Genomic DNA, 13,320 nt, shown 5'->3' with positions numbered 1-13,320 from the left:
ACAAAAGCAAATGTGTTATACGATTTCATTATACCATGTTTTTTTCGAAATGCTATCTTTTTTTTAATTTTAGCCTTTTACTGCTCCTAAAAGCATTCCTTTGACAAAATATTTCTGCAAGAAAGGGTATACACAAACTATTGGAGCCGTAGTAATTACCATTGTTGCCAGCTTAACTGATTCTGCTGTAGTTGTTCTGCCTACAATTCCTGAAGCGGCACCGTTGGCCATTTGGTTTGCACCTGAAGCAGCTACTATTCTGTAAAGATAGGTCTGTATAGGCTGCATATTTTGCTTTCTTTGCATGTATATTACTCCGGTAAAATAATCGTTCCATTGATATACTCCATGGAAGAGAGCAATAGTAGCAAGCACTGGCAGTGATACTTTTAATATTACCTTTGTAAATATCTGAAAATCACTGGCTCCATCAATCTTAGCCGCTTCTTCCAATCCAGCAGGAATTTCTCTGAAGAAGGATACAAATATGAGTAAGTCGAATATAGCAAAAGCTGCTGGTATTATATAAACTAAAAAGTTATTTAAAAGTCCTAGACTTTTGATTAATAGGAAGGTAGGTATCAATCCACCTCCAAAGAACATTGTTATTATACCCAAAGTCATGTAAAACTTTCGTCCAACCAGGTCTTGTCTTGAAAAAGCATAAGCAACCATAGCAGTAAAGAAAACATGAACTACTGTTCCTATAACAGTTTTGGCTACAGTTGTAGCAAAAGCCGACATTATACCACTGCTAGCAAATACTGTCTTATAATTCTCTAAACTAAACATTCTAGGCCACCAGTAAATTCCGCCTCTCATGGCATCTGTACCATTGTTGAATGAATTTACTATTGTAAACCATATAGGATATAAGGTGAGAAAACATATAATAGCCATTACAATAACATTAACTATGTCAAAAATTGTTTCACCCTTGGTCTTTCTACTTCCAATTGCCATCTTCATTGTCTTCCCTCCTTAAAGTATTGATGATCCACTAATTTTATTGTTAATTTTGTTTGCTGTAAATAACAGAATAAAGGCAATTACTGATTTAAACATACCAATAGCTGTAGCATATGAGTGTCTTCCCATTTGAAGACCCATTCTATAAACGAATATATCTATTACTTCACTAGTAGGCTGATTCAATGAATTTCTCAATACAAATATTTGATCAAAGTTAGAATTCAACACACCTGCTACCGCTAATATAAATAACATTGATATTGTAGGTCTGATACTTGGTAATGTTATACTCCACATTTTTCTGAATCTTCCGGCACCATCCACTGTTGCTGCCTCATACATTTCAGGGTCAATACTTGAAATTGCCGCCAGATATATGATTGCAGACCAGCCAAGTTCCTTCCAAACGTTTGAAATAATGGCCAATCCCCAGAAATACTGAGGTTCACCTAAAAAGTAAATAGGTTCCTTAATTATATTAAGAGCTATAAATATTTTATTTATAATACCTACATCTGACAGCCAGTTTGTTAACATACCTCCTAGAATAACCCAGGATAAGAAGTGTGGTAAGTATGAAACAGTCTGAACAAACTTCTTATACTTTACTGATTTAATTTCGTTAAGAAACAGCGCAAAAATTATAGGCAGAGGGAATGTTATCACCAAAGAATATATACTTAATCCCAAAGTATTTTTTACTGAAGACCAGAAATTCTCATCTTCCAAAAACGCTTTAAAATGTTTTAAACCAACCCAAGGTGCCTGAGACATTGGTTTAATTATATTGTAATCTTTGAAAGCTATCTGTAATCCAACCATAGGAGCATAGTTAAAAACTAACATCCATGCAAGCCCTAGCAGAGCCATTAGCTGCAGCTGCTTTTGTGATAGGATTTTTTTTATTGATTTGCTGAGTTTATTCATAGGCTTCTTTCCCATGTCTTTTATTACGGTTTCAACTTCATTCACATTTGTTTCCACGTGTAAGCCTCCCTTTCTATTGATATACGATCAAACACCCTAATGCTGTAATCTGAGACCGTTTTCAAATTTCTATTTTAATTTTACTGTTTGTCCACACTTTTCGTAAGCTATTATATTTTATTTTAGGTGTCATTTTTTTGGGTTAGTGTTCCCACGAAAGATTAATTCCTTAAAATATTTTCCAATCAATTAATAAAAACTAATTATTAATTATTCATTTAAGAATCCTACTGTGTTAGAATAAAGACTGCAATATAGTTAAAAATATGAACTAATGAAATATCTATAGTAAAGTGAGGTATGTATTTTGATTAAAATAGGTGATTATAATACTTTAAAGGTGGCACGAAAGGCTGGCTTTGGCTACTTTTTAGATGCAGGTGGAAGTAGAACTTCGGAGGATATATTACTGCCCAAAAACAGCACCCTTGGTTCTGATCTAAATGTTGGTGATGAGGTTGAAGTTTTTATATACCGAGATTCAAAGGATAGACCCATAGCTACCATGAAAAAGCCCTTGGCAAAGGTTGGTGACTTGGCTTACTTAAGAGTGGTATCCACCACGAAAATAGGAAGTTTTGTGGATTTTGGCTTGGAAAGAGATATACTAGTCCCTTTGAAAGAGAAGCTTTATGAGCTTCAGGAGGGTAAATCCTATTTGTTTTATATTTACTTGGACAAAACCGAAAGAATTGCAGCCACCACAGATATAGAACGTTACCTTGACATTGCTGACCAGCACTCCATTGGAGATCATGTACGAGGAACAGTGTACGGCTTCCAAACCAACAAGAGTGCACTTATCGCCATTGACAACTTGTACAAAGGCCTTATATTAAAAACTGAATACTTTATGGAATTAAACCATGGGGATGTACTGGATTTGACAGTTATAAAAATTTATGATGACGGAAGGTTAGGGCTCAGTCCTAGAAAGGCACCGAAAGAGCAGCGCTTAGAACTTCAAGAAATCATATTGGAGTATTTACATGATCATAATGGGTTTATGCCCTATAACGATAAAAGCTCACCCGAGGATATTTATAAAGTCTTCCACACCAGCAAAAATAACTTTAAAAATTCCTTAGGCGGACTTATGAAAAAAGGTCTCATCCTTCAAGAAGAGAATGGCACCAGACTAAAATAGCAGGCTTAGAGCCTGTTATTTTTTACTCCTATACATTTATACTTTAGCCAGGAGTTAAACCATAAAGTTTACTCTTTATTTCACGAATAACTATATATAAAATAAAGGTGCCAAGGAGCTGTAACTATGAAATTTTCATTTAAGTCCAAATTATTTATATTATTTATTTTAATAATATTATTCACTGCCATCCCCATAGGAATCCTTACATATAAAACCATTTATTCTTCATTGGAAAGTAATATTTTTTTCACTGCAGAAAAAGGAATGCTTGATGTAGATAGAGAATTGATAAATGCCCTTAATAACATCAAGAATGATACTAAATTACTCACTTATAATCATTATATCTTACAAACAGATCAAACAGTGTCCGGTGTTCTGAATGCTTCTAATGATATTAACCAAAAAAAGTATTCAGAAAATGCTCCTGGCATAGAAGGCCTAATATATAGTGAACTGAAAAAATATGCTGTAACTCACACTGAAGCAGCCTTGGTATATGTGGGTACAGCCTGGGGAGGTTTTGTAAGATATCCTGATGGGGTACCGGTAAACGGCTATGACCCACGAGAAAGACCCTGGTATCAGCAAGCCATAGAAGCTCCAGATGATGTCATATTAACAGCCCCTTATATTTCTAAGGATGAAAATCAATCACTTATTGTCACCACTTCTTCTGCCATTAAAGACAGTAATGGTAACATTATAGGTGTGGTTGGTATGGATATAACTTTAGAAAGTATCTCTAATTTAGTAAGTAAAATTAAAATTGGAGATTCCGGCTATATAGTTTTATATACCGCAGACGGCACCATAATCTCTCATCCTGATAGCAGTCTTATTTTTAAGAACTTAAAGGAAATATTGATAATGAAGTGTCAATAGCTAGATTTGTCATAGAGGACTTTGATAAGCTTTTTACAACTAAAAATGAGTCCTTCAAAACCAAAATAAATAACTCACCAGTGTTGGTTAATACCTTCACTTCCCCCTCAACGGGATGGAAAATGGCTTCTATTGTAGAAAGTCATGAATTGACTAGTAAAGCAAATGACATAGGATATTATATTGTTGCCATAATTCTGTGTATATTAGTGGTGGCTATAATTATAGCTGACTTTGCTTCCTACAAAATTTCAAAGCCTCTAAGAGATCTTACCTATCTGATGGTAGAAGCCGGAAATGGCAATCTGGCTGTTAGAGCTAAAATAAATACAAAGGATGAATTCGGGCAACTTTCCTCTAGTTTTAACAGTATGATTAATAAGTTAAGTATCAGCTATGATGAACTTACTGCTGTTCACGAAGAACTTGTTGCCACTGACGAGGAACTTCGTGCACAGTATGACGAACTTCAGAGTAATGAAGAAGCTCTGCGTAACAGTGAAGAAAGATATCGATTAGCCTTGGCAGGCGCCAATGATGTTATATGGGAATGGAACCTAGAGACTGGTGATTTTTTCGCCTCGGAGAAGTGGTATGATATTACAGGCTATAGCTCTTCAGGTATTTTTACTTATGAAAAGATCATTAATGAGATAATTCATCCTGAAGATGTTTCTAGTTTTGTACTTAGGTTACAAAATCACTTGGAAGGAAAAGATAACTTTTTTAAAGCTGAGTTCAGAATCAGGATGAAAAACAGCAATTATATCTGGATTTACTGCAGAGGAAAAGCTCTGAGAGATAAAAATGGCAAGTCAATAAAAATGGCAGGTTCAATGACTGATATTTCCGAAAGAAAAAAAACTGAAGAAAAAATGCAACATATGGCTTATTACGATTCCCTTACAGATCTTCCAAATCGAGCATTGCTAATGAAAACTTTAGAGTCAGAGTTAGCCAAAGCTTCTGTGTCAAGCTCACAGGGGGCCCTGTTTTTTATAGACATTGATAGCTTCAAAAATATAAATGATACCTTAGGCCATAATTATGGAGATCTGGTTTTAATTGAACTTTCTGATAGACTTAAGAACTTTATAAAGCATAAAGATTCTGTATTCAGATTTAGCGGTGATGAATTTATAATACTTCACCCCTTACTTAATAAGGAAGACCCTGTAGATTATGCAGAGCACCTTCTACAAATATTCAGCAATCCTCTTCAAATACAAGAAAAACTAATCCATATTACCGCCAGTGTTGGTATAGCACTGTATCCTAAGCATGGTACGGAAGCTTCTATCCTCTTAAAAAATGCTGATACTGCTATGTACAAAGCTAAGGAACGTGGAAAAAGCATGTATAGCTTCTATAGTGATGAAATGTACCTAGAGCTGCAGAGAAAAACCAGCATAGAAGCGGTTTTAAGAAGGGCTATTGAATATAATGAATTATCTTTATTTTATCAACCTCAATATGATATCAAAACCGGCTTGATATGTGGATTTGAAGCACTGCTTAGACTTAATGGTAAGGAGTTAGGTTTTATTTCCCCTGCAGAATTCATTCCAATAGCGGAGGAATCCGGACATATTGTGGAATTAGGCCGCTGGGTATTAAAAACCGCCTGTACTAAAGCTTCTCAATGGCGCAACAAAGGTCTTGACTTTGTTTGTATGGGAGTGAATATTTCATCTATACAAGTTAAGCAGCCTGGTTTTATATCCATGGTGCGGGATATCCTTGCTGAAACAGGTATGGCACCACAGGATCTGGAGCTAGAGATTACGGAAACTGCGCTTATGAAATCCCTGGACACCAATATCGAGGTATTAAATGAACTAAGGTCCCTAGGGATACGAATAGCCTTGGATGACTTCGGTACCGGCTACTCCTCCCTGAATTATTTAATGAAAATTCCCATCACTACTTTAAAGGTAGACAAGTCATTTATTGATAACTTATGTTGCAGCAACACAGAAAAATCCATCATAGATAGCATCATTCAAATGGCTCACCACATGAACCTAAAAGTAGTGGCTGAAGGTGTTGAAACTTCTGTTCAGCTGGAAGTACTTAAAAGCAAATGCTGTGATAAAGTTCAAGGCTACCTATTCAGTAAGCCTCTGTCTGAAGAAGATGCGGAAAAATTGATGAGATAAAAAGTTCCGGGTTACGGCCCGGAACTTTTTTGTTCGGAAAAGAAAAAAATTGCGTTAATACGCAATTTTCTTTCTGGTCAAACTACTTCCATAGCAGTGCAACTGCTATTGTAACTATAAGGGTCACATTCATCATTACAAAGTTCTTTACTGACAATGGAAAAGTATCTTTTTTCGTCTGTAACTTGTCAAAGGTTTTTAAATTCTTATTGACAGGAATCAACGTAACTAATACTAATAGACAGCTAATAGGCTCTATTCCAAGGATTACAAGCAGTATGACCACGGCAAAGGCAATATAGTAAAGGCTTCTAAAAAGCTTCAGAGAATTTTCTCTTCCTATATATATTGGTAAGGTGTATCTTCTATTTTCTCTATCGTCTTCGATATCGCAAATGTTATTTGCCAGCATTATGTTTGCTATTCCGCTTACTGCCGGAATGGAGAGTAGGAATATATACAGAATTTCAAGAATGCCAATACTTAAGCTTAAATTGCCGCCACTGTAGACTATATTCAATACATTTTGGTCAAAAATATGGATATAGACAGAAATAAACACTATCACAAATCCCATAAATAAACCTGAAAAAAGTTCCCCAAAAGGTGTCCTTGATATTGGTATTGGTCCAAAGGAATAGGATATTCCCACTGCAAAGGAAAGAGCTCCTAGCAGTAATATTATTATGTCAGTATTTAAAAATAAAAGCACTCCAAACACTACTGCAATAGTGAGTAACAAAAAAATAACCGTAAGTACAGTGAATTCTTTCAACTTATACTTTACGATGGCATTATGGGTTTCATACCCATAGCCATGGGTTTTTTTCGCCTTTTTAAAATCCATATAATTGTTCACTGCTGTGGTTACCATATCAAAGGTCAGTAAAGAAACAAACATAAACGCAAAATTGCGTAGATTAAAGGTCTTAAATCTATAAAGTGAATATACCGTCCCTAACAGCAAAGGAATCATACTTGCAGCCTTTGTTTGAATCTCTACTAGCTTTAAAAAGCTTCTTATGTTCATATTATCCCTCCAAAATTTGATGCTACTATTTTAACACAGCATTTTTATTTCTCCAAGGACTCTATGGTTAAAGTTAAGCTGGCAAATACTTACAGTGTATTGCATCAAAACTCAGAAGGAAATGTGTCCTCAATATACTTTTCTATGTCTTTGTGCCACTTTTCATATAATTTTGGTCTTTCTTCCTTTAGGATCCACATAAAATCGTCCAATACGCCAAGTTTATATAAGCCCTTTGATAAATGACTTGGGAAATTTCGCTTTTTGGTATAGAACTTTTTGGGGTCTATCACCATTAGGGATTCATCAGCCTTAACCATGATATCCTTGCATCGTACATCCTGTTTAGTAAACTTAAGTTTTTTAAACTCTTCTAACAGCTCTATAATATTTATGGCCAGTCGTCTGGTAAATCCATTTGTTTTTATATGTTTATGTAGGGGCACACCATCTACATAATCCCTAATCATATAATTTCCCATCATACCATAAACTCTGGGAAAATACTTATTGTCATGAATTCTTTTCAATATATTATATTCTTTACGGCAGCTTTCAACTTCATAACAAATTTTAATAATCTTACCTTCCGGAAGCAGATAAACTACTCCATTATTACCTTTACCAAGGAACTTGCATTTTAGCAGATCTATATCGAAGTTTTTTATATATCGGTCATATATGTTCTTGTCCTTGCTCATCTTAACCCCCTTTTCTCTAAATTTCTATATATGTAGTTTTATGTATGGCACTCTACTTAGTGCTTACATTAGTATATGAATAAAGTTCCCGCTTTGACACCATATTTTTAACAATATTCAGAATTTCATATTTAGCACAAAAGAAAGACCAAAAGCTCTACACCTTTGGTCTTAAACATTTTCTATTTTCTATGGTACTTGTAATATGCTATAACTTCAACATTTTCACCGGTTTTATGATCTATATAACTCAAAATAATGCCATCTAAACTCATAAGTTCGGAACCCATGAGACCTTTAATTGGGTGTTCAAAAACTATTTTATTATCACAGATTATCCTGTATATATCATCAACTATTTCGATAATTCCATACTTACCTATTATACTCTCACCATAACAAATACCATCTCTGGTTGTTACATAGCGAACCTCAAAATTGTTAGTTCTTCTCAGTCTTGCCTCATTTTCCTTAAGCTCTTTTTGTCTGCTCCTATTAAAAAATCCCATCCCATCACCTTTTATCAATGTATTGCAAGTATATACATTATTATATACTAATGCAGTACACTTATCAAATTCAAGTATAAAAAATCCGTAATGAAGTAAATTATAACTATATGACTTTAGCAGCAGTAACTTTAAGAAAGGTAGTGATTATATGAAGTACTCATTATTTGTAATAACTCAAGAAGATATTGATGAGACAGCTATTATGGATTTTGAAAGAGAAAAAATCTATATTAGACCTTTCATTGAGAACATAGAAGAAGGTATGACAGGCCACTTTTACTATGAAATAACTAATGGAAACTCACCTGAAGAAGAAGATGTAAATCCTTATAACAAAATTGAAGGAATTCATGAAGTTTTAAAGATGATACATGAACTAGGAAGTTTTAAGCTTGTAATCTTAGATAGTGAGAAAAAAGTTCAGGATTTATTGGCTCAAGAACATGGAAATATAGAAAAAGCCTTCACCAGCCTCACTCAGGAAAAAGTTGATTTGGATAATCTATTGGAAAGATATCCTCACATGATAGATACCAATAGAATCTACATCATAGATTAAAAGGAGGTTTTTGTATGGATAATAATAAAAAAGCAAAAATCACCAAAGTCAGGAAGAATTCTGAAGGTGAAATCACTGATGTAATGACAGATAATGGAGATATTTATTCCATAGACGAGGCCATAATGATGGCAAAGGATAATGCTATCCAAGGAGTTAATGTAGGCAAATCCAGGAATGGTAGAGAATTTTTAAGAAGCAACCCAAATGATTCTGAAAGTGACAATCTAGATAATTTGCCAACATTTTAGTATCCAGAACATAATATTTAATAATAGTAATGAGGTAGAGATTACTGCTCTACCTCAAAGTTATTTTTAATGCACATCCTTTTTCTTCTTTGCAATCTCTAAAGCGCTGGCATACTTAACGCTTTTAAATTCCTGGGAAGTTTTTTCTCCCAACTTACTGTTCAAATATTCAGCAGCCTTATTTTCTTTCTCTATCTCATTACTCTTTTTTGTACTGTCTACCAAGACCATCACCCTCTTCTGTTACTTGATACCGGAATTTCTAGTATCTTTTTTCATAGCATTAGAGTAGTTTTCACTATTAAATTCTTCTGAAGCATTTTCTCCTAAGGTATCATTATAAAACTGCACATCATTATTTTGGTTATTCTTCTTATCAGGTTTATTTTTAGTTGAATTATGATTCATACATATTCCCCTTTCTTTTCTAAAATACAACTGTAGTATTTGCATTTTAAATACTAATTATTAAACACAATAAAATTTTAAAATATAATCACAAGAATAGAAAAAATAAAAGAAAATAAACACTGAAAAAAAAGGAAAGATTTTTCTTAGAGTTTTATTCGCAATATCCCTTCATTTTAACAAAAAAGAGCTGCCGCTCTTTTTTAGTGCGGCAGTTCATTTTAAAATTATTTCATAAAATCAGGTTTTGGTATAACAAAGAGATGTGGGTCTTGTAAATAATCTTGAACAATTCTCAGAGCTTCACCAAATCTTTGATAGTGAACCACTTCTCTTTCTCTTAAGAATTTCAATGGCTCTATTACATCTGGATCATCTGCGAAATTAAGTAACCATTCATACGTTCCTCGCGCCTTCTGTTCAGCAGCCAGGTCTTCTGTTAAATCTACAACTGGATTTCCTTTAACTTGAACATATGCAGCCGTAAATGGCACCCCGTTTGCATCTACAGGATATACCCCTTTGTCATGATCAGTATAATAAGGAGCCAAGCCTCCTTTTTCTATTTCTTCAAGGCTTGCACCCTTCATCAGCTGATGCACCATAGATCCAACTATCTCCAGATGTGCTAATTCTTCAGTTCCTATATCATTTAGTGTAGCTATAGCTTGAGGTGTTACCATTGAAAATCTTTGACTTAAGTATCTCAAGGATGCTGCTAACTCACCATCTGGTCCACCATACTGTGAAATAATAATTTTAGCCATCTTAGGATTAGGATTTTTTATTTTTACAGGAAACTCTAGCTTTTTTTCATACAACCACATAGATTATCTATCCTCCCCATCTAATCTCGGATTAGCTTCATATTGCCATGGCCATGGTTCATTCATCCACTGCCATGGATATGGGCTAGTAGAATTTTGAGTTATTGGCCCGTAGAGTCTCTCATAACTTTCTTTTAGCATTTTAGATTGCATAACGAAGGTATTATACTTAGCAATAGCCTCTCTGTCCATAGGATGAGTATTCAGATAAAGATGAAGGTCTATTATCATAAAATCTGAAGCCATGATCTGTTCTAACAATTCAAATTTACTTTTTTCATTGCTCATTATTATTCCTCCTTCTATCTATATCTGATGTCTGTCCTAGTTTTTTTCTCTTTACCATCATAGGGACTAAAAAGCTCCGGGAAAGCAGTGCCTCTTTTTAAGGCTTCCATTGGAGAGAATAGTGTACAAAGTTTCTGAAAAGGAACATAGGCTCTAGCTAGTAGTACGTCCTTAATCACAGTTTCCTGTGGAATACATTTTCCAGATGGTTGGCTACTCATTTTTTTCATATCATCGGCCACGGTATAAATTTCCTCCTTATATGTTGTTCACACAATTCCATCATATTCAAAATCATAGTTGGTGTGACTATAATTTTTTCTATTTATTTGAAGATAAAAAAAGGAATTTGTCACAGCACATAGAATAATAATTTGTAGAATAACCAATATAAACCAAGGTGAGGAGAAAATTATGTTGCAAAATAATACTTCTTCTAACAATCCAGAGCACATATCTAACTTGTCAGAAAGAATTGTTATTTTTTCCGTTGTAATAATCGCTCTACTTTTCTTGGCCTCCTATGATATTAATTTTTTTCATATAATAGTTGAAAATATCGGTGTCGTCCTAGGCTGCTGTATAATGATAATATCCTTGTTTACCTACAAATTATCACAAGACAAGAACTTTCATTTTATCGGTCTTACTTATGGCTTTGCATCTATATTCGAATTTGCTCAGGCCCTTTATCCCCCACATACATGCATATCTTTACAATTTTCTGTATTAGCAAGATTTTTTCAATGCTTTTTTCTACTTTTTATTAATAACAGAAGAAGGCGTAAGCTTAGCATAAAAAGGTTATTTTATATTTATTCTGTAATAACTATTATTTTGTTTATTTCAGTATATTTAGTTGATATGCTTCCAGAGTTTGAAATCACAGATGGAGTATTTTCTACTTCCTATATAGTACTCTGCTACATTTCAATCGCCGTATTTTCTGTATCAATAACTTTTCTTATAAAAAACAGACTTAATGACCATGCTGAAATAAGAAAGTACATACTAACTTATTTTATATTAATGATACTGTATCAAGTCAGCATTATAATCGCTATACCAGATACAGAATTACACTTAGCGGTAATACACTTTATTAAGTTATTCTGCAGCTATCCTATTTTTATGATGATTATTAAGCTGGCTTTTAAAGATCCAATAAAACTATTTTTTGCTGACTTGAGCATTAAGAATGATGAATTGGCAAAAAAAGAACAACTGCTAAAGAGACAAAATCAAGAACTTGTAACTAAGAATAAAGTACTGATAAGTGCTAACTCCGAAATCTTGAAAAGTCACCATAGATATAAACAACTTCTTCATTTTTTACCACATGCCGTAGTATTGTTAAAGGGTACTCAGATAGTTTTTACAAACAAGGTCTGCAATGAAATGTTTAAGGATGTTTGTGATGGCAGCCTCTTAAATCGAAACATAATAGACTTAATACCTGAAGACTGTAAAAATAAATTTAGGGGGCAACTCGATGAGGTCTATTACGGAAAAAACATTCAATGTGCACAGGCAAAACTTATATTAAATAAAAATAAATCCTATGATTTGGAATACACTTTACTTTATAATGTCTTAGACGATGAGCAATATGCGCTGCTTATACTTGAAGATGTTACAGAAAAAAAACAAGCTCAAGAAATATTGACTAAAGCAAAAATTGATGAAGAAAATGAACAGCTAAAGATTGGTTTCCTGGCAAATATCTCACATGAACTTAGGACCCCCATTAATCTTATATACAGCGCAATTCAATTAGAGGATAAATACATACACTCAGGTAAAGTCTCTGATACTCATCGTTTCAATAAGGTGATAAAACAAAATTGCTTTAGGCTACTAAGGATTATAAATAACCTAATTGACGCTACTAAGATTGATGCATGTTTTTTCAAGCCGAATATGAGATATATGAATATAATCACTGTCATAGAAGAATGTACTCTGTCAGTAGTTCCATTTGCTGAAAGCAAGTCTATTTCCTTGATCTTTGATACTGATGTGGAAGAAAAATATATGCTAATTGATCCGGATCTCATCGAAAGGATAATCCTAAATTTATTGGCCAATTCTGTTAAATACGGCGTATATGAAGGTAAAATATATGTCAATATTGAAGACTTAGTTGATTCTATAAATATCCGATTAAAGGATAATGGTATTGGGATTCCTAAGGACAAGATATCTTTACTGTTTAATCGTTTTGCACGAATAGACAAGTCTTTTTCCAGAAACACTGAAGGCAGCGGAATAGGCCTCTACCTTGTTAAACAATTTGTGGAAATGCATGGAGGCAGTATATCAGTGGAAAGTGAAGAAGGCAACGGTGTTGAATTCTGTATAAATCTTCCCTGTAATAAAAATCAAGAGTTACCCTTTGAAGAAATTAAAATGGTAGCTACAGATCTGGCAGAAAACTCAAATATAATTGATAAGGTAAATATAGAATTCTCTGATATATACATGGAATAAATAATAAAGCTATCCACATTAAAATCCAAGTTGGCTTTTTGTGTGGATAGCTTTATTATTCATTTCCTATTTCACAAAAGACTATTAGCTGTTGGTTTCAT

The 13,320-nt window shown here is 33.8% G+C and carries 16 protein-coding genes; 6 read left to right on the top strand and 10 right to left on the bottom strand.

Annotated features, from left to right (window positions below):
• Positions 1 to 69 precede the first annotated feature (69 nt).
• Together FHY60_RS03280 and FHY60_RS03275 are read right to left on the bottom strand one after the other, a co-directional pair.
• Positions 70 to 969 (bottom strand): carbohydrate ABC transporter permease, encoded by a 900-nt coding sequence (locus tag FHY60_RS03280; protein WP_207671440.1) that lies wholly within the window; start codon positions 967 to 969, stop codon positions 70 to 72.
• 12 nt (positions 970 to 981) lie between these two features.
• The gene (locus FHY60_RS03275) at positions 982 to 1,956 is read right to left on the bottom strand and encodes an ABC transporter permease (protein ID WP_243122211.1); all 975 of its coding nucleotides are present in this window, start codon (positions 1,954 to 1,956) and stop codon (positions 982 to 984) included.
• 310 nt (positions 1,957 to 2,266) lie between these two features.
• On the opposite strand from FHY60_RS03275, the gene FHY60_RS03270 reads away from it, so the two are divergent.
• From FHY60_RS03270 to FHY60_RS03265, 3 genes are all read left to right on the top strand, one after another.
• Positions 2,267 to 3,106: a CvfB family protein gene (locus tag FHY60_RS03270; RefSeq protein WP_139903427.1), complete on the top strand. Its 840-nt coding sequence runs from the start codon at positions 2,267 to 2,269 to the stop codon at positions 3,104 to 3,106.
• 126 nt (positions 3,107 to 3,232) lie between these two features.
• Positions 3,233 to 3,994, top strand: coding sequence for a cache domain-containing protein (locus tag FHY60_RS18230; protein WP_243122210.1), 762 nt, complete (start codon positions 3,233 to 3,235; stop codon positions 3,992 to 3,994).
• The gene (locus tag FHY60_RS03265) at positions 3,985 to 6,153 is read left to right on the top strand and encodes an EAL domain-containing protein (protein WP_243122209.1); all 2,169 of its coding nucleotides are present in this window, start codon (positions 3,985 to 3,987) and stop codon (positions 6,151 to 6,153) included. The genes FHY60_RS18230 and FHY60_RS03265 overlap by 10 nt, the downstream gene beginning before the upstream one ends.
• Positions 6,154 to 6,235: 82 nt before the next feature.
• Here FHY60_RS03265 and menA read toward each other — a convergent pair whose 3' ends face one another.
• The 3 genes from menA to FHY60_RS03250 all read right to left on the bottom strand — a co-directional run bounded on the left by menA (position 6,236) and on the right by FHY60_RS03250 (position 8,393).
• Positions 6,236 to 7,183, bottom strand: coding sequence for a 1,4-dihydroxy-2-naphthoate polyprenyltransferase (menA, locus tag FHY60_RS03260; protein ID WP_139903424.1), 948 nt, complete (start codon positions 7,181 to 7,183; stop codon positions 6,236 to 6,238).
• Positions 7,184 to 7,287: 104 nt separating this feature from the next.
• Positions 7,288 to 7,884: a protein kinase gene (locus FHY60_RS03255; RefSeq protein ID WP_139903421.1), complete on the bottom strand. Its 597-nt coding sequence runs from the start codon at positions 7,882 to 7,884 to the stop codon at positions 7,288 to 7,290.
• A gap of 182 nt (positions 7,885 to 8,066) precedes the next feature.
• Positions 8,067 to 8,393: a hypothetical protein gene (locus FHY60_RS03250; RefSeq protein WP_139903419.1), complete on the bottom strand. Its 327-nt coding sequence runs from the start codon at positions 8,391 to 8,393 to the stop codon at positions 8,067 to 8,069.
• A gap of 151 nt (positions 8,394 to 8,544) precedes the next feature.
• On the opposite strand from FHY60_RS03250, the gene FHY60_RS03245 reads away from it, so the two are divergent.
• Both FHY60_RS03245 and FHY60_RS03240 read left to right on the top strand, forming a co-directional pair.
• Entirely contained in the window at positions 8,545 to 8,955 is a 411-nt protein-coding gene (locus FHY60_RS03245) for a hypothetical protein (protein ID WP_139903416.1), read from the top strand.
• Between the two features lie 14 nt (positions 8,956 to 8,969).
• Positions 8,970 to 9,206 (top strand): DUF3892 domain-containing protein, encoded by a 237-nt coding sequence (locus FHY60_RS03240; protein ID WP_139903413.1) that lies wholly within the window; start codon positions 8,970 to 8,972, stop codon positions 9,204 to 9,206.
• Between the two features lie 66 nt (positions 9,207 to 9,272).
• Here FHY60_RS03240 and FHY60_RS17770 read toward each other — a convergent pair whose 3' ends face one another.
• From FHY60_RS17770 to FHY60_RS03225, 5 genes are all read right to left on the bottom strand, one after another.
• Entirely contained in the window at positions 9,273 to 9,431 is a 159-nt protein-coding gene (locus tag FHY60_RS17770) for a hypothetical protein (protein WP_163215719.1), read from the bottom strand.
• Positions 9,432 to 9,449: 18 nt separating this feature from the next.
• Positions 9,450 to 9,614 (bottom strand): hypothetical protein, encoded by a 165-nt coding sequence (locus FHY60_RS17765; protein ID WP_163195483.1) that lies wholly within the window; start codon positions 9,612 to 9,614, stop codon positions 9,450 to 9,452.
• Between the two features lie 227 nt (positions 9,615 to 9,841).
• Entirely contained in the window at positions 9,842 to 10,441 is a 600-nt protein-coding gene (locus tag FHY60_RS03235) for a manganese catalase family protein (protein WP_139903411.1), read from the bottom strand.
• 3 nt (positions 10,442 to 10,444) lie between these two features.
• Positions 10,445 to 10,729: a spore coat protein CotJB gene (locus tag FHY60_RS03230; protein ID WP_139903408.1), complete on the bottom strand. Its 285-nt coding sequence runs from the start codon at positions 10,727 to 10,729 to the stop codon at positions 10,445 to 10,447.
• A gap of 14 nt (positions 10,730 to 10,743) precedes the next feature.
• Positions 10,744 to 10,950: a spore coat associated protein CotJA gene (locus FHY60_RS03225; protein ID WP_139906272.1), complete on the bottom strand. Its 207-nt coding sequence runs from the start codon at positions 10,948 to 10,950 to the stop codon at positions 10,744 to 10,746.
• Positions 10,951 to 11,143: 193 nt separating this feature from the next.
• Here FHY60_RS03225 and FHY60_RS03220 point away from each other — a divergent pair, with 193 nt between their 5' ends.
• Positions 11,144 to 13,219 carry an MASE3 domain-containing sensor histidine kinase gene (locus FHY60_RS03220; RefSeq protein ID WP_139903405.1) on the top strand — a complete coding sequence of 692 codons (2,076 nt, stop codon included), beginning with the start codon at positions 11,144 to 11,146 and terminating at the stop codon, positions 13,217 to 13,219.
• Positions 13,220 to 13,320: the final 101 nt, after the last annotated feature.

The sequence above is a fragment of the Clostridium thermarum genome (assembly GCF_006351925.1).
Taxonomy (GTDB): Bacteria; Bacillota; Clostridia; order Clostridiales; family Clostridiaceae; genus Clostridium_AU; species Clostridium_AU thermarum.
This window is presented reverse-complemented; position numbering and strand designations above follow the sequence as displayed.